Here is an 18,260-nt window from a genome sequence, read left to right on the forward strand (position 1 = left end):
AAAATGAATATGTACATATAGGTACATTGTAGGAGGATTTTTTTCATGCAAAACGGTAAAGTAAAATGGTTTAACTCAGAAAAAGGTTTCGGTTTCATCGAAGTTGAAGGCGGAGAAGACGTATTCGTTCATTTCTCAGCTATCCAAGGCGAAGGCTTCAAAACTTTAGAAGAAGGTCAAGAAGTTACTTTCGAAGTAGAACAAGGTAACCGTGGACCTCAAGCTACTAACGTAAACAAGAAGTAATTTTTGAAAAAAGAAGGGCTCGCCCTTCTTTTTTTTTTGCATTTTTATAGATGTCCTCCTACTTACATATCATAACAAGACTGAATTTTCATTTATTTTTTTGGGTATTTTTGTATAAAGTACATGAATAAATAAATACTGAAAATAAAGTGTTTGTGTGAAAAGGAATTTAGAAAGAGGTAAATAAATTGAAAAACGCTACACATTACATTGTGTTTGATATTGAGAGGAATTTCAGACCGTATAAATCAGAAGATCCGTCAGAAATAGTTGATATCGGAGCTGTAAAAATAGAAATAGGTACAATGAAGATAATCGAAGAATTTTCGGAGTTAGTAAAACCAAGTGCACGATTAACTCGTCATACAACAAAATTAACCGGTATTACGAAGAAAGATTTAATGGGTGTAGAAAAATTCCCTCAAATTATAGAGAAATTTATTCAGTTCATCGGCGAAGATTCTATATTTGTTTCATGGGGAAAAGAAGATTATCGTTTTCTATCTCATGATTGTACATTACATGGTGTTGAATGCCCAAGTATAGAAAAAGAAAGTAGAATTGATTTGCAAAAATTTGTTTTTCAAGCATATGAGGAATTGTTTGAACATACGCCAAGTTTACAATTTGCGGTAGAACAGCTCGCTTTAACGTGGGAAGGGAAACAGCACCGTGCTTTAGCAGATGCCGAAAATACAGCAAATATACTTCTTAAAGTGTATAGTGAGAGAGATATTAATAAGCGATACAAAAGACATGGTGAACTTGAACTTGTAAAAAACGGAAAACTAACAGAAAAAGCGAAAAAAAAGATGCGAAAATGGGTGTTTAAAGAACTAAAGAAAGATACAGAACGCCTTTTTGAATGGAGTACATTTGAAAGTAGTGACACGTGGGAAAGTATAACGGAAAGATATTATATAAGTGAAAATACAGTAGAACTGCTGAAAAAACATTTTCGTACGGCGGTTAGAAAAGCGGAAAGGCAGATTAGATACTTGGCTGAAAGGGAGGAGAATACAGAGGTTAAATGAATTTCTTCTCCATCTCTAACTACATACATGTAATAACAGCGTATTGATATTAAATAGGCATCAACTTGTTGTTGTGATTGCGCATTATAATGGCTTAGGGAGTGTTAAGATGTAATAAGAGTTTTAAACCGTATTAATAAAATAAAAATATATATAAAGAAAAGAGTGTAGTTTAATGGAAACAATCTTTAACATTTTAACTGTTTTAGTTTTTGGGATAATATTTACCACACAATTAGCATTAACTACACTTTCTTTCATAGTAAAGAAGAATTGGAAAAAACTTAATATCTCTTTAAGTTGTGGTGTATTAAAGTTTAAAATAGAAGAGTAAGATTGAGTTTTGTACAAGGGAGGTGTGGTAGTGGTAGACTTGGATATTAAAGATGTCACAGTAAAGATGGAATTAAACGGTGTCTTTTGGAATGAGGATGGGATTGCTGAAATGAAGGTGACTACAAAAGAAGAGCATTCTTTTATTCTTCGTCTAGTAGTTGACTTAGAAAGTAAAACTATTAGGGCGACGAGTGCGGAAATAGTGAATGGATTCTGCCCTCTGTGCAAACAGAAAAAGGACGAATGTAGTGAACTTAATGACTTGCAAAACAAAATGGAAATTTTAGAAGAAGCCTACGATTGGGTAAGAGAACATCCGGAATATCGTTTTCAATTATCTTTTTACGAGTACAATAAATTTGAGGTAGTGAAGTGAAGTTTTAATTTTGAGAACATACATAGTGACTAAAAGGAACAACATAAAAAACTTATAGAAGGGTTTAATCAACTAGAAATATTGAAGCAGATATCTTTAATGGAAATACGCTTGTATAACAAGGAAAGAATCTACTTGATTCTGCAACAAATTTCATCTTAGATTAAAAAATTTTAAACATAAACATATTTTGCTATAAAGCAGAGCAACCGATTCTTAGTAGAATCGGTTTTTAATATAAATGTCAACTAAGTCTAAAATAAAAGAGCGCTTGTTAAAAGCGCTCAGTAAAAATAGTTATATGGAAGTATTTATTCAATACCGCTCGGATCAAACGAATACTGCTGCTTATTCTCAATCCGCTCAATCACATCTTGCAGCTCATCTGGCTTCAGAAACTCAATAGGAGAGAAGCCTTTTTCAAACGTAAGTGTGTCTGCTTCAATCATAAGTACATATCGGTCATTTACCTTCGCAATATGTATTTGATCCCCGAAATCAGCAAGCAGGGCCTTTACAGAGATATGGTCTGCTTTTAGCTTCAATTCCACTTCAGGAGCGTGCTCGACGATTTGAGCGGTTGCTTCCATTACCTCTTCGGTTGAAAATTGTTCCATAATTTCGCGTTTCGGACTGGCAGCCCATACTTCCATCGCTTGGTCGAATTGTTCGCGTTCTTCCGTACCTTCTTCAAATACATCTTCAATTTGGTCGTATACCATGTCCATTACCTGTGTTTTCATAATTTCAGGCATAGAGCGTTCATATTCGACAAATTTTAAGAAGTCTTCGAAGTAGCGGGCATGTGATGCTTGGTGTATTTTTAGTTCGCCTACTTCAACCATACCTTCTTCAGGCATGTACGGATATTGGATAGATTTCATATTCTTTGTTGTGATGGCCATTTCAACGTTACGAATCAGTGTTGATTCATCAGAAATAGAAGCCACCTTTGGTTCGAAGTCACATTTCATTACGAATACGAATGGATCATCAAAGTATTTGCGTAGTTTTGCCTGTGCAATTAAAAATACACCTCCGCGTACAGCGCTTGTGTCAAGATATGTATAAACGAGAGGTTCGCTCATATCTTTAAAGCTTTCCTTTGTTTCTGCAAAGCGAATACGATTAAAAAGGTTGTAATGAGGGTTTGAATCCAGTTCGTGTCCTTCTTCTACAATAAAGCGACCAATCTTTGTTGGGGCTTGTTCTGTTTTTGCATGACGTTCTACTTTTCGCTTTGATATTTTTAATAACTCACCATTCAAAAATTCTTTTAATGAGCTATCTTCATATTCTTCAGCGTCTAAAGTTTGAAAATGTTTGTAGCGTTTATCAACTGCTTCACCTTTTCCTTCTACTTGTACAACATAAAAGGAAAGATAATTTATTTCAAAATCCATATTTATCACCTTGTTTCATTTCATTAACTCTTATCAGTATAGAGATGGAAAAAACTTTCGTCAATTTATATAAGGAAGGGGGAGCCCCTTCCTTATATAATTTTTATTTTCTCGATTAAAATCCGTCTTCTAATGCTGCGAATGGAATGTTTAGCCTGTTTTCTACTGTGCGTAAACGTTGGTTTAAGCGGTTTAGTCTACGTGTATGGCGCTCAACTGTATTTTCTAGTTGACGTACTCTTTGTTCAAGCTCATTTACGCGTCTTTCTAATTGACGATTTCCAGTGCCAGGAAAAGAGATTGGAAGTTGGAATTGTCTATTTTGGTCATATGAATTCGTTTGCTCTGCTTGATCTATATAAGATTGGTATTGTGCTTGTAAGTCATACTGTGGTTGTTGGTACGCATATTGATTATATGGATCATATGGATTGTAGGGATACATAATAACATCCTCCATTTCTTTAAAATAGGTTGAATTCACCATAATGTATGTGCAAAAGCGGAGCGGTGGCACGGCAAATACCTATTTATATTGAGGGATTTCTCTTTATCGTGCTATTTGCTGGGCAGTAAGACCCCACTGATTAAAGTTTCACTTTATAAAAAATAGCTTGAGGGTTTTTAATTTGTATTTCTTTTGGTCAATGGTATATACTGGATAAAAGGGGAGTTTACATAAAAGTTACAATTCTATCAAGCTCAAACTTTTATGTAAATATATATAGACATTTGTAAAAGAAAAGAGTAATTTATATAGAGTGAAAAATAACTTGTAACATTTTATAAACATATTGTAAAATGATTGTAACAAAACATACATAAAAATGAAATAAATACATAATAGTGATGTTGGGGAAAGGGAGAGAGTATATTGTTCCGTAAAGTAAAGGGTATATTAGTTGGGGTGTTATGTGTAGCTATAATGAGTGGCTGTGGTGCAAAAGTAAGTGATGTTGCATTGGTAAGTGATATTGGTGGGCACACTGTAGAGGCTAAAGCAGAAGTGCAGAATACTATTAGTTTAGTTGATGGTCGAACTGGTACTGAAGTGAAAAAATTAGATTTATCTAGTTTAGGCTATTTTGAAGATGAAGCAAAATTTAAAAAGTCTGTAACAAAGGTTGTTGGTGAGGTTGGAAAAAGCGTCGACAAAAAAATGGTTCCTTCACGTATAGCACCTGATGGAAGTTGGCAAGAAGGAAAACCTTCTTATGAATTAATGGAAAAAGAATTAGTAGATAAATTGTTAAATGTTGGTATGTGGGATGCTACGTATCAGTTGCCGATCGTGGAGAAAAAACCAGTCGCAACATTAAGTGATGCGCAAGGAAATGGTACGGTAATTGGTAGATATGAAACGAACTTAGGTGGTTCAACAGGTGGCCGTATTGAGAATATTCGTTTGTCAGCAGCGAGCATAAATGGAGTTGTGCTAGCAAAAGGAGACCGTTTCTCTTTTAATTCATTAATCGGTGATACAACACCAGATAAAGGATATCAATTAGGGAAAGAAATTGTTGACGGTAAATTAGTAGATGGATATGGCGGTGGTGTTTGTCAAACATCTTCAACTTTATACAATGCAGCAGATCAAGCTGGCCTGAAAATGGTGGAGAGAACTACACATTCTAAAACGGTAGGTTATGTTCCACAAGGAAGAGATGCTACAATTGCATATCCATATTTAGATTTAGTATTTGAAAATACGAATGATGCACCTGTGAAGCTTTATATGGGCATTCAGGGTGGAAAGCTAGTTGCTGAAGTACATAAAATGAGATAAGAGTTAAAAAGCCACCTTTTCTAAAAGTTAAAATGAAGTGCACCCCAATTGTTAGACACAGTCTAACAATTGGAGGTGCATTTTTTATTATGAAAATAAAAATGTATGTAAATTCTGACTTTTATTATTTACATAGGATGATTTTACTTGTATCCTTCATAGTAACGGTTATATGTAATGGGAAAATATAGGGATAAGGAGATAAAGTTATTCATGGTACAAATTCATCCGAAAACACGTATTGGTCATGTTGAATTTAAAGTGAAAGATTTAGAGCGTCAAATTGCTTTTTATGAAAATGTGGTAGGCTTAGAAGTAATTAAGCAAGAGGAAAATAAAGCATATTTATCTGGAAAAGGTGGAAAGAACGCGTTACTTGTTCTTGAAAAGTTAGAGGAAGGGGTACTGCAAGAACCGCGTACGACTGGTATATATCATGTAGCCTTTTTAGTTCCGACTCGTGAAGCTTTTGCTTCTGCGCTATTTGGGGTTCTTCGTAATAAGAATGTAATTGACAGCCCGGCTGAGCAAGAAGGGCGTTATACATATTCAAATGAAATTTTACCAATTTCAAGGTTTAATAGTGCAAGTGATCATACATATAGCGAAGCTTTTTATTTGCAAGATTTAGAGGGGAATGGTATTGAAATTTATGCAGACCGTCCGCGCGATCGATGGGGAGAAGGGCCAGGAGGAAGTACACCACTTGATTTAAAAGAATTGGCAACACTTGTTGATTATGAGTTTGCTGGTTTGCCTGCTAATACTGTCGTTGGGCACGTACATTTACGAATAGCTGATGTAGAGAAATCACATGAATTTTATGTGGAAACAGTAGGTTTTGAAGTACAACAGCGTGAAGAGGATTGCTTATTTATTTCAGCAGGGGGATATCATCACCATATTGGTGCAAATACGTGGAACGGAGTAAACAACCCACACCCACCAGTACATGCAACTGGGCTAAAAGTGTATACGATTGTACTACCGTATAAAGAAGCGTTAGATGAAGTGAAAGAAAGATTAATAGAAAAACAACATGAAATAAATGAAACTACAAATGGGTTTGTGGTGGTAGATCCAAGTGGTATTACAGTGCAATTTGAAATAGAAGCAGTGTAAAATAAGCGAGAAAGTGTATAATCACTTTCTCGCTTATTTGTGATCATTCATAGCTCAATCCAATATCTTCTTACTACATTCCCATCTTCCTCAGTGAAATCATCATCACGAAGCCCGCCGTTATGTAAAATCGTTTTTTCAGAAGCGGTATTCACTGCGTCGCAAACGACAAGTACTTTCGTGATGTCTAATTCCTTCGTTTTTTCTAATGATAATGCTAGTAACTTCGTAGCATAACCTTTTCTTCTTTCAGAAGGGCGAATGCCATAACCAATATGACCGCCAGCGTTAAATAAATGTTCGGTTAAACTATGACGTATATTAACAACTCCCACAATTTTATTTTCATCTGTAACAAGCCAATATGTAGAGTCTGGTACCCAAGTTTCAGGGATATTTATTCCGTTATGCGCATCGAGAAGTTCTTGAACCATAGCTGGGAAGTTGGCAGGATTTTTTGAGATAACCCACGGGATCATTGTTTCACCGCTATCTTTCCATTCGTTATAGAAATCTAAGTATTCTTCTTGTAAATCAGTAGTAGGTGTAAGTAACGAGACGTTCATTGTTAGTAAGCTCCTTTATTTATGTAGTATTTATAAAAAATTATGACACAAAATGAAAGCGTTTTCCATAATTTCTCAACCTAATTTCATGTAATCCACCTTTGGTTTTTTAGAAAATTAGTGAAGGTTTAAAATTAGGAGTTATTTATTTTATGTTAATATTTAAAATATTAACATAAAACGGTCGGAGTATTAAGTTTATTTTAGTGATATTCTTTCATGTTGATAAATGGATATTTGTGATAATTTTTGTTTTATCTATCTATAATGAATGAAAGGGGGAAGTGCCCGTGAGTGTAGATTTTGATTTTATTATACGAATCGGTGTTGCTGGCTTGTTAGGAGCAATGATTGGTATTGAAAGAGAAATTCGATCGAAAGAAGCTGGATTAAAGACTCATTTCCTCGTAGCGGTAGGAAGTGCGTTAATAATGGTTGTTTCGAAATATGCCTTTTCAGATATTGTGTATGAAGAGCATACGTCTCTAGACCCAAGTCGGATTGCAGCGCAAGTCGTTAGTGGAGTTGGTTTTTTAGGTGCAGGCACAATTATTATTCAAAAGCAGGCGGTGAAAGGATTAACGACCGCGGCTGGTTTATGGGCTACTGCCGGCATAGGATTAGCAATTGGAGCAGGAATGTATGTAGTAGGCATTGGAGCGACGATTCTCGTTTTAATTGGTTTAGAAATTGTAAGTCGTATTTTTAAGGTGCAATTTTTATTTCCACAAAATATTACAGTGCAAATGTTTGTAAACAAACATGAAGCGGTACAACAAGTATTGGAAACACTACAAGTGAAAGGCATCCCAATACTCTCATATGAGGTGGAAGCTTCACAGCAAGGTACAGAAACTGTTTATAAGATAGGGATGCAACTGAAAAATATATCGTCAGAAGAACAGAATGAGTTTATTCAGCATATGCAAACATTACCGGAAGTTACGTTTATAAAGTTAAAATCATAGTGTTGAAAATGAGGATAGATGTAGCAGGAATTTTGCTATTATCTATCTTTTTTTTGATATAAAATGTACGGAAAGTCAAGCGTTAATTTTACATGGAATGAATACATGTGTGAACGTTACCTTATTTTTTCTCAATACAGGACATAAAGTGAAAATAGTAAAATAATGGAGCGGGACACTAAAAATGTAAGGTAGGGGAGAGCATGAAAGGCTATTCAAAGAAAATGTTAGTAGGGGTAAGTTTTGCTAGTTTAATGTTAGGGAGTTTTCAAGGGGGAAGTTTGGCAGAAGATACTAAGGGAGAGCAAGTTTCTTATCGAAATGTGCTCAAAATGGAGCCAGTCGGTGTACAACTACCAGTACAAGAATTAGCTCATTCATCGAAAGTGCTCGAAAGCAAGTCTTTTGAGAAAAGGCTACAATTTGCCGATTTATCACAAAGACCACCTGAGGTGAAAAAAGAAAGTAAGCAATTAGCTGTAGAGAAAACTTATACAATTGCTGAATTAAATCAATTAAGCAATCAGCAGTTAGTAGATTTACTTGTAACAATTGATTGGGAGCAAATTACGGGGCTATTTCAGTTTAATACAGACAGTCTAGCATTCTATCAAAATGATAGTAGGATGCAGGCGATTATTGATAAATTGAAGCAGCAAGGACAAGCCTATACGAAGGATGATTCAAAAGGGATTGAGACATTAGTGGAGGTATTACGTTCAGGATTTTATTTAGGATTTTATAATTCGGAACTTAGTAAATTAAATGAACGGGGTTATCATGATAAATGCTTACCCGCATTAAAAGCGATAGCTAACAACTCAAATTTCAAGCTGGGTACATTAGAGCAAAATAGAGTGGTATCATCATACGGAAAGTTGATAGGAAACGCTTCGAGCGATGTGGAAACGATAACATCGGCTGCAAAGATTTTTAAACAATATAATGATAATTTTTCTACATTAGTAGATAATCTTTCAGCTGGAAATGCTATTTACGATATTATGCAAGGTATTGATTACGACATTCAATCGTATTTGTACGATACGAGGAAAGAACCGAAAGATACAGTATGGTATCAGAAAATAGATAGTTATATTAATGAACTAAGTCGTTTTGCATTAATGGGAACGATTACAGAAAAAAACGGTTGGCTTATTAATAATGGCATTTATTATACAGGTAGACTCGGTATGTTCCATAATACAGGAACGAAAGGGTTACAAGTTGTAACAGATGCGATGAAAATTTACCCGTATTTAGGGGAGCAATATTTCGTAGCTGCTGAGCAAATCGCAACGAATTATGGCGGAAAAGATGCAAATGGTAACGTGGTGAATTTAGATCAAATAAGAGAAGAGGGAAAGAAAAAATATTTGCCAAAAACGTATACGTTTGATGATGGGGCAATTGTTTTAAAAGCTGGAGATAAAGTGACAGAAGAAAAAGTAAAACGTTTATATTGGGCGGCAAAAGAAGTGAAGGCACAATTCCATCGTACGGTTGAAAGTGATCAACCTTTAGAAAAAGGAAATCCTGATGATGTATTAACGATGGTTATTTATAATAGCCCAGCAGAATATCAATTTAATCGTCAATTGTACGGTTATGAAACGAATAACGGTGGTCTTTATATAGAAGGAACAGGTACGTTCTTTACTTATGAGCGTACGCTAGAAGAAAGTATTTATAGTTTAGAAGAATTATTCAGACACGAGTTCACGCATTATTTACAAGGTAGATATGAAGTACCAGGGTTATGGGGACAAGGGAAAATATATGAAAATGAAAGGTTATCTTGGTTTGAAGAAGGGAATGCTGAATTTTTTGCAGGGGCAACGAGAACGGATAATGTTGTACCGAGAAAGAGTATTATAGGAGGATTATCTTCCAATCCAGCAGAGCGTTATACGGCAGAGCGAACGTTAAATGCAAAGTATGGAACGTGGGATTTCTATAATTATTCCTTTGCTTTACAATCGTATATGTACAATAAGAGATATGATATGTTTGATAAAATACATGATCTTATTAGGAAAAATGATGTAACAGCATATGATGCATATCGCTCTACATTAAGTAAAGATGCGAATTTAAATAAAGAATATCAAGACTATATGCAAATGCTAGTTGATAATCGTGAGAAATATAATGTGCCATTAGTATCAGACGATTATTTAGCGAATCATGCATCGAAGCCAGTTTCAGATATTGCAGCAGAAATAACAGCGGAAGCAAAATTGAAAAATGTATCAGTGAAGAAAAATAAATCACAGTTCTTTAATACATTCACACTACAAGGAACATATACAGGAACTGCAGCAAAAGGAGAATATGAAGATTGGAAAACAATTACACAAAACGTTAATGATACGTTAAAACGTTTAAGTGCAAAGGAATGGACAGGCTATAAAACAGTAACAGCATATTTCGTAAATTATCGGGTGAATGCATCAGGACAATTTGAATATGATGTTGTGTTCCACGGTATTAATACGGAAGAAGGGGCAGAGAATAAAGCACCAGTTGCGGTTATAAACGGTCCGTATAGTGGAAATGTAAATGAAGCAATTTCATTTACAAGCAACGGATCAAAAGATGAAGATGGGAAAATTATTTCATATAAATGGGAGTTTGGTGATGGAGCAGTAAGTAATGAGCAAAATCCAACTCACGTATATACAAAAGAAGGAGCGTATACGGCTAAATTAACAGTAACAGACGATAAAGGAGCAACTAATACTGCTACAGCGACTGTAACTGCTCAAAAGAAAGAAGATAACAGTGTAGAAAAAGAACCGAATAACTCATTCCAAACAGCAAACAAATTGCAGTTAAATCAAGTTTTACGTGCTAGTTTAGGAAATGGCGATACAAGTGACTTCTTTGAAATTAATGTGGAGACTGCTAAAAACCTTCAAATTAACGTAACGAATGAAAATAATATCGGAATGAACTGGGTACTTTATTCTGAAGCAGATTTAAATAATTATGTTACGTATGCTCAGCAACAAGGGAATAAATTAGTAGGTAGTTACTACACGTATCCAGGGAAGTATTATTTACATGTGTATCAGTATGGAGGAGGGACAGGGAATTATACGGTGGAAGTGAAGTAGTAAAAGGGGAGTTGTCTTTTTCAATGAATGGAAAAAGGTCTGTACTTTAATGGAAAAACAACTGCAGGCAATGTCCCTAATGATAATAACAAATTAAGTGTTGCGAGGTGTTATATTTATATTAAACCAATCTAATCAGTAAATAAGATAAAATCGATGAACTAGTATTTCATCACGATGTAAGAAAAGTTATAAATATTAAGTGTTTTTAATTGAATTAAACTAAAGGATCAGAGTGTATCTGTAACAATAGATAGGCTCTGATCCTTATTATATTTAATTAACGCATATGAATTTAAGATAATTAATAAGTAAGCTAGCTAGCGGGATTTTTAAAATTCATTTATGTAATTAGCTAAACAGAAAATTGTTATCACATTAGCAAGGGATACTAATAGAAAAGCGTGTCCCTTTACCTAATTCACTCTCTATTTCTATATCTCCGTTTAATTCTCTAATAATACTATAAGCAATCATAGTACCAAGCCCAGTTCCTTTTTCTGTTGTTGAATAGAATGGCAAAGCAATTCGTTTTATTTGTTGAGATGACATCCCAATTCCTGAATCAATAATATCAATTATGATATTTCCTTTTACTTTTTGTATATTTATTTGTAATAATCCACCATTTTTCATAGCCTCAATTCCGTTTTGGATGATGTTGTTTAGACAGAGTTTGAATTTTTCGGGGTCCCCATTTATATAAAAGGAATCTGTACTATTTTGTTTGATTTCAACTTTGTATGATAGAGCGAGTGGTGAAATAGTATCTTTCACCTGATTTAAAATGTGATTAATATCTATTTTTTCTTTTAGGGTATTCTGTGGTTTGGTTAAAGATAAATAGTTATTAATAGTAGATTGTATTTGCTGCATTTCAATTAACATGATTTCTAAGTATTGATCCTGAGATAGCTTAGAGGCATGTTTTTCATTTAATAATTGAGTGAATCCATGTACCGTGGTTAGTGGATTGTGGATTTCGTGTGCAATTGACGCTACTAGTTCGCTAGCTATATAAAATTTTTCAGCCCGTTGCAGTTTTTCTTTCATTTTATATTTCTCAATCATTTCCTCTATAAAATAAACTGATAATAATACTGTGAAAATATTAATGATTATATAATTTAATAAAAATTCTATGAGAGTAGAGTCTATTTTACCTCCTGTATTTATTTGAGTTACAATACCGCAAATAGAAAGGGAAGCTGTACATACTAAAATAAGAAGTAAGCTTAATAATATCTTTTTTTCTTTAAAATACATAGGTAATAAGTAACGAAAGAGCATTGTTATAACAGAAATGATAGTAAAGATAATAAATGATGGAAGAACGCCATTTCCGCCTAAGTAAAACCGGTAAGAAAGATATAAAATTCCTATAAAAACAATGTTTTTTGTATTTCCATATAGAAAAACTAATATTATAGGAATAAAACGTAAATCATAAATAAATCCCACATGTAAATGAAAAGGAAAAGTCATACAAAAAATAATAGCAATGGAGGAAAGGATAGAAAATAACATATTATTACATGTTATTTTTTCTTTAAACTCTAGCCAAAATACGTGATAGCTAAGGATACAAATTATTATAATAAAGGTATTTAATAAAAGAGTAGAAATTCCCATAGTTTTGCATCTCCGATAGTTTGTAAGTAGAATTATGTATGAGTTGGACATAGATGTTTAGTATTAGTAGACTTTTTATCTAAAAAAGGAAGGGTACTTGAAAAGTGCTGTTATATTACTCGTATTAAAATTGATAAGGAAAATAGAAAAAAATAATAGATAAAAAATCTATTTAAATTTATGTACATATGAAATCATAAACTAACTTTTGTATAGGTGAAATTTGGATTGAGTTACTGATAAAATAAGTCTTTTTAAGTATGAATATTCTGTGAAAATGATATGCGTGGTGACTCCTGTTTTGTAGCCTTCGTTATATTAACATGGAATATATCAAATTACAAAGTGAAATTTTAGAAAAATTTTATTAGTACATTTTATCTGAAATAGAAATGCTATTTATTTGATTATTTTGGTACTTACTCGTATAAAACTTTGTTAGAAAAAGACTTTAAAATTTACATGTTTTTTATGAAGTGTAATATTGTAGCTTTATCTATGTGGCTTTCTCAATAACTATTAAGGTGAAAAGTTAAGATATATAGGTTTATAGATATGAATTATTACATAAAAACGCACTTAAAAAAGGATGTATGATGGTAATAGAATACAAACATCAAGGGGGAACTTAAAATGAAGTTAAATAAACTAGTGCTTAGTTGTGGAGTAGTTTCAGCATTAACACTTGGTGTGTTAGGGAATAATACTTATGCTGAAGAAGTACACAAAACGAATGATCCAATTCATTTAGTTGAACATGTTTCTGCAGACTTATTATTAACTCAAACAATGGATTATAGCGGCGAGGCTGTAACTTCTTTCGTATATGATGGGAGTACTGACTTAAGCTTCTCTATGAAAAATAATGGTCAAAATACAATGGGATATAGTGTAAAAGGTCCAAATACAGAGCTAATTGTTGGTGGTTATATAAAACCTGGAGAACAACAAATTAATGTTACAAATGTACGGAATGCTTTATCTCCATTACCGAATGGAACATATAAAATTTACGTTTCAAATGATGATGGTTCTAAGGGGCAATTCCAAGTTTCAGTAAGATCTATGAATTAAATTTAAAACGCTTTGTTTTTAAGTTAATTTAATCTTTGCTTATTGGAAAGAAGCTAAAATGAATTGAGAATTACCGATAAAAATGAAAACGAGCACCTTATCTAATTGTGAGAGGGTGTTCGTTTTTTGCTATTAAACAGAAAATAATTATAAATATATTTTGATATCCCCATTGCTAACCTACTAGATTGTGTCAACGAGAGAATGTCTACTATAAAAGATATTAAAATAAAGATGATGTAACATTTAGCTACATTATATGGGGAAATAGAAAAACCACTCTTATATGAGTGGTTTTTAGTAATTATTTTTAGGTTATACATTTAAAATTAGGCTAAGTTATAGAAATAATAAACATTTTATCCGTTGTTATTATTTTGGTTCTGGATAATGATTGTAGTATGAGATTCTAATAAATTCTTGGTAGACATTTGTTAATTTGGCATCTCTAAGAGCATCGTTGAATTTTTGCATACGTACACTCCCTTGAGCGTAGCCTCCACCTGGAGTATAAGGGTTTCTAGCTTCAAAGTCATCCAAAAATACTTTTAATTTTTTATAGTCTTGAGATTGATAGAAAGCCACGGCCTCTTCAGGAGTGACATCAAAGTAAGAGGATGACGTTAAGTTATAAGAAGCTGCTTGAGCAGTAGGTGCCTCTAGCATAGTTGCAGCTCCACCGAACATAGTAAGCGCCATAGAAGATACAATAATTTTTTTAAACATAATAAAACCTCCATGTAGAATATTGGATTAATAGTAATCCTGTAATCATTATAGTTACATCGAAAATGATTATCAAATGCAATATTGCATAATATATCCCGCTATTTTTGGGCAGTAAGACTCCCGTCCAAAAATTCAATGAAAGCAAAGAAGTTAGAGGGGAATCGGGCGGATTAAAGTTTCACTTTATTCTTTGAACAAGAAGTCACCTTTATATTTAAATGGAGGAGTGTAATAGATTAAAAGAGGTGTATAAATTACTCAGATTAATAAGAAAGTGAAAAGGCTATTTTTAATAGGGGGAAAGCTTAATAATTGGAGTAAAGGAATTGCTATTTATATATTTAACATACATATTTGTCTTTTAAATTCTAGGCATGTTTTAGAATTTGTATATAGTAAATTCGTTAAAAAACTTGATAAATAATAAAATGTGTAAATTTTTTGACTATTTTATTAAAATTATTTAATATTTGTAATTTATTGTTTTATAATGATAATTGGGTCGATCGTGAATGTTTTAGATATTGCGATATATACTCGAATTAATTTATTCTAGGGAGGTTACAAAATTGGGTAAGAGAGTCATTATAAGAGTTTTTACATTATTATCAGTACTGGTATTATTCCTTAATGTATTTTTACCTAGGGCTAGTGCAGAGGTTATGACGCATGAGAAATATTCAATGGACTGGAGTTATAGTAATAGTCTAGGTAAGTACATTCGCACTGAAATGATTAAAAATTCAAGTGGTCAAATTGCTTATTGCTTAACCCTTGGATTAAAATCACCAAATGGTGAAGATCTTCCTGAAATGGGGAAAACAGATAATGTAGTATATAGAGTCTTATTAAATGGTTTCCCGCAAAAAAGTGCTGAACAGCTGGGAGTAGCTAATAAAAATGAAGCGCATTATGCAACGCAACTTGCGGTTTGGAATGCATTAGGTCAACTCGATGTAAATGAATTAAAACATGAGAATAAAAATGTTGAAAAAGCAGCTAAGGCTATTATTAGTAATGCTAACAATAGTGAAGAGACTCAAGATGTTTTTATGAATGTGATTCCTGCTGAAAAGCAAAAAGCAGAATTAAAGGGTGAATTCTTCGAAACAAATCTATATTCAGTACAAACAAATGCTAAGGGTGGTTCTTATAAGGTAGTAGCGAAAAATGCACCTAATGGAGTTAGAATTGTTAGTGAAAATGGAGAAGTGAAAGATCAGCTTTCAGTTGGAGAAAAATTTCGTATCCAAATTCCTAAGAATACAAAAACGGGTGAATTTAATTTAAGTGTTGCTGCTAATTTAACTAAAGTTCAAGCAATTGCTTACCGTGGTACGGATACTGTTCAGAATGCTACAGTACTATTAGAGAGAAATGAAGAAAAGCTTAGTAGTGATCTTGCAGTAAATTGGGAAGCAGCTGGTTCTTTAAAAATTAAAAAGGTTGGAGAAAATGGAGAAGTTTTAGCTGGTGCAGTATTTGAGGTCTTTACTGTAAATAATGAATCAGTCGGAAAAATCACGACTGGTGCTGATGGTATGGCAGAATTAAACAACTTACCAATTGGTACTTACACATTAAAAGAAATTAAAGCACCAACAGGCTATGTTTCAGATGATAAACCACAAACTATTGAAGTTAAGACAGGAGAAACAGGAGCTGTCCAAATAGTAAATAACAAAGTAAAAGGTAACATCGAAATTAAAAAGCTTAGTGATTCAGGAAAGATTTTACCAAATGTTGAATTCACAGTCTTCACTGAAGATGGAAAAGAAGTGAAAAAAGTAGTAACAAAAGAAAATGGAATTGCAAACGTTGAAGGTCTTACGTATGGTAAATATTATTTCTTAGAGACAAAAACACCTAATGGATATATTGGAAATAAAACAAAGTATCCTTTTGAAATTAAAGAGCACAATAAAACACTTACTTTTACAGTGGAAAATACCGAAGTGAAAGGTAGTATAAAATTACTAAAAGTAGATAATGAAGATATTAGTAAAAAATTAGAAGGTGCAGTATTTGAATTGAAAGATGAAAGTGGAAAAGTAGTTGGAGAATATAAGACAGATAAAAATGGCGAGATTAACGTCAAAGATTTAGCGTATGGTAAATATTCATTTGTAGAAAAGGCTTCTCCAAATGGTTACGTTCTTGTTAAAGAACCAATTTTGTTCGAAATAAAGGAACATGGAAAGATTATTGAGTTATTGGCAGTTAATCATGTTATCAAAGGTGATCTAGAAATTACAAAGGTAGATGTAGCTGATGGAAATAACAAGCTTCCAAATGCAGAATTTACGATTTATAACGAAGCAGGAAAAGAAGTAGTAAAAGGAAAAACAGACGATAAAGGAATCGCTAAATTTGAAAAGTTACCATTTGGAAAATATACATATAAAGAAACTGTTGCACCAAAAGGTTATGTATTAAATGAAGAAACGTTCTCTTTTGAAATTAAAGAGAATGGTCTAATCATTAAACACATTGTCAAAGATGAAAAGATTCCTTCAATAAAAACAACAGCTACTGATAAAACAGATGGTACAAAAGAAATGCACACGTCTAAGTCTGTAACAATCCAAGATAAAGTGGAATACAAAGACCTACAAGTAGGTAAAGAGTACACTTTAAAAGGTAAATTAATGAATAAAGAGACTAATAAACCATTAGTTGTAAATGGTAAAGAAGTAACTGCTGAAACGAAGTTTACACCAAAAGAAGCAAATGGTTCTATTACACTAGATTTCACTTTTGATGCAACTGGTTTAGAAGAAAAAGAAGTAGTAGTATTCGAAGAGTTACTGAAAGACGGAAAAGTTGTTACGACACATGCTGATATCAATGATAAAGGTCAAACAGTTAAGTTCGTTAAGCCATCAGTAAAAACGACAGCAACAAACAAAGCTGATGGTGGAAAAGAGATTCATTCAAAGGATTCTATCACTATTCAAGACAAAGTGGAGTATACTAACTTAGTTGTAGGTAAAGAGTACACTGTAAAAGGTAAACTAATGAACAAAGCTATTAACAAACCATTATTAATTGATGGAAAAGAAGTAACAGCTGAAACGAAGTTTACTGCAAAAGAAAAGAATGGGTTTGTAACATTAGACTTTACTTTTGTTGGTGCCGAACAGCAAGGAAGAGAAGTAGTCGTGTTTGAAGATTTATTACATGAGGGTCAAGTAATTGCAACTCATGCTGACATTAACGATGTAGGTCAAACAGTTCGATTTGTAGAACCTTTTATTAAAACGACAGCAACAAACAAAGCTGATGGTTCTAAAGAGTTAGATGCTTCTAAATCTGTAACAATCCAAGATAAAGTGGAATACAAAGACTTAATCGTGGGTAAAGAGTACGTTGTAAAAGGCAAACTAATGGATAAAGCAACAAACAAGCCATTATTAGTTGATGGTAAAGAAGTAACAGTAGAATCTAAGTTTACTGCTAAAGAGAAAAATGGTTCTATCACACTAGATTTCACATTTAATGCTTCTGCATTACAAGGTAAAGAAGTAGTAGTATTTGAAGAACTGTATCAAGATAATATATTAGTAGCTATTCACGCTGAAATTGAAGATAAGGGACAAACAGTGAAATTTAAGGAGGGAAAATCGGAACAACCTAAACCAGAACAGCCAAATTCAGATGAAAATACGCCAACACCAGAGCAACCTAACGAGCAAGTAAAAGAACAACCACAACTTAAGAAAGAAATTCAATCTAAAATTGGATGGTTACCGCAAACAGGTACTAATCTTACAAGTTGGATATCTATGGCTGCAGGAGCATTACTGTTAATTGTTGGTGGAGTGATTTTCTTAAAACGTAAAAATGCATAGAAATTAAAAAATAAGCAC

Annotated in this window: 14 protein-coding genes; 9 read left to right on the forward strand and 5 right to left on the reverse strand. The window is 33.1% G+C overall.

Annotated elements, in window-relative coordinates; genetic code table 11:
• Positions 1–45 precede the first annotated feature (45 nt).
• The 3 genes from cspB to F3I02_RS25690 all read left to right on the forward strand — a co-directional run bounded on the left by cspB (position 46) and on the right by F3I02_RS25690 (position 1,992).
• On the forward strand, positions 46–246 hold the full coding sequence (gene cspB, locus F3I02_RS25680) for a cold shock-like protein CspB (protein WP_001179150.1): 201 nt from the start codon (positions 46–48) through the stop codon (positions 244–246).
• A 188-nt stretch (positions 247–434) separates the two neighbouring features.
• Positions 435–1,280 (forward strand): exonuclease, encoded by an 846-nt coding sequence (locus tag F3I02_RS25685; RefSeq protein ID WP_074593028.1) that lies wholly within the window; start codon positions 435–437, stop codon positions 1,278–1,280.
• A gap of 364 nt (positions 1,281–1,644) precedes the next feature.
• Complete coding sequence (locus F3I02_RS25690) at positions 1,645–1,992, forward strand: hypothetical protein (RefSeq protein ID WP_000227979.1); 348 nt, start codon at positions 1,645–1,647, stop codon at positions 1,990–1,992.
• Positions 1,993–2,303: 311 nt separating this feature from the next.
• Here the strand turns inward: F3I02_RS25690 and F3I02_RS25695 are convergent, their stop codons facing one another.
• Both F3I02_RS25695 and F3I02_RS25700 read right to left on the reverse strand, forming a co-directional pair.
• Complete coding sequence (locus F3I02_RS25695) at positions 2,304–3,395, reverse strand: DUF3900 domain-containing protein (protein ID WP_000345055.1); 1,092 nt, start codon at positions 3,393–3,395, stop codon at positions 2,304–2,306.
• Positions 3,396–3,510: 115 nt separating this feature from the next.
• Positions 3,511–3,840, reverse strand: a complete 330-nt coding sequence (locus F3I02_RS25700) for a hypothetical protein (RefSeq protein WP_000283712.1) — start codon at positions 3,838–3,840, stop codon at positions 3,511–3,513.
• Between the two features lie 429 nt (positions 3,841–4,269).
• Here F3I02_RS25700 and F3I02_RS25705 point away from each other — a divergent pair, with 429 nt between their 5' ends.
• Positions 4,270–5,181, forward strand: a complete 912-nt coding sequence (locus F3I02_RS25705; RefSeq protein WP_000488974.1) for a VanW family protein — start codon at positions 4,270–4,272, stop codon at positions 5,179–5,181.
• 213 nt (positions 5,182–5,394) lie between these two features.
• The gene (locus F3I02_RS25710) at positions 5,395–6,303 is read left to right on the forward strand and encodes a VOC family protein (protein WP_000249873.1); all 909 of its coding nucleotides are present in this window, start codon (positions 5,395–5,397) and stop codon (positions 6,301–6,303) included.
• Between the two features lie 47 nt (positions 6,304–6,350).
• Here F3I02_RS25710 and F3I02_RS25715 read toward each other — a convergent pair whose 3' ends face one another.
• Positions 6,351–6,869 (reverse strand): GNAT family N-acetyltransferase, encoded by a 519-nt coding sequence (locus F3I02_RS25715; RefSeq protein ID WP_196478546.1) that lies wholly within the window; start codon positions 6,867–6,869, stop codon positions 6,351–6,353.
• 290 nt (positions 6,870–7,159) lie between these two features.
• On the opposite strand from F3I02_RS25715, the gene F3I02_RS25720 reads away from it, so the two are divergent.
• Together F3I02_RS25720 and colA are read left to right on the forward strand one after the other, a co-directional pair.
• The gene (locus tag F3I02_RS25720) at positions 7,160–7,837 is read left to right on the forward strand and encodes an MgtC/SapB family protein (protein WP_000109731.1); all 678 of its coding nucleotides are present in this window, start codon (positions 7,160–7,162) and stop codon (positions 7,835–7,837) included.
• A gap of 203 nt (positions 7,838–8,040) precedes the next feature.
• Complete coding sequence (gene colA, locus F3I02_RS25725) at positions 8,041–10,956, forward strand: collagenase ColA (protein ID WP_196478547.1); 2,916 nt, start codon at positions 8,041–8,043, stop codon at positions 10,954–10,956.
• 378 nt (positions 10,957–11,334) lie between these two features.
• Here the strand turns inward: colA and F3I02_RS25730 are convergent, their stop codons facing one another.
• A complete protein-coding gene (locus F3I02_RS25730; protein WP_086388747.1) occupies positions 11,335–12,588 on the reverse strand; it encodes a sensor histidine kinase in 1,254 nt (417 codons plus the stop codon).
• Positions 12,589–13,221: 633 nt separating this feature from the next.
• Here F3I02_RS25730 and F3I02_RS25735 point away from each other — a divergent pair.
• The gene (locus tag F3I02_RS25735) at positions 13,222–13,662 is read left to right on the forward strand and encodes a hypothetical protein (RefSeq protein ID WP_000773515.1); all 441 of its coding nucleotides are present in this window, start codon (positions 13,222–13,224) and stop codon (positions 13,660–13,662) included.
• 372 nt (positions 13,663–14,034) lie between these two features.
• On the opposite strand, the gene F3I02_RS25740 is transcribed toward F3I02_RS25735, so the two are convergent.
• Positions 14,035–14,388, reverse strand: a complete 354-nt coding sequence (locus tag F3I02_RS25740) for a hypothetical protein (protein WP_061884460.1) — start codon at positions 14,386–14,388, stop codon at positions 14,035–14,037.
• Between the two features lie 572 nt (positions 14,389–14,960).
• On the opposite strand from F3I02_RS25740, the gene F3I02_RS25745 reads away from it, so the two are divergent.
• Positions 14,961–18,242 (forward strand): VaFE repeat-containing surface-anchored protein, encoded by a 3,282-nt coding sequence (locus tag F3I02_RS25745; protein ID WP_196478548.1) that lies wholly within the window; start codon positions 14,961–14,963, stop codon positions 18,240–18,242.
• Positions 18,243–18,260 lie beyond the last annotated feature (18 nt).

This window comes from Bacillus sp. SRB3LM, from assembly GCF_015712745.1.
Classification (GTDB): domain Bacteria; phylum Bacillota; class Bacilli; order Bacillales; family Bacillaceae_G; genus Bacillus_A; species Bacillus_A thuringiensis_K.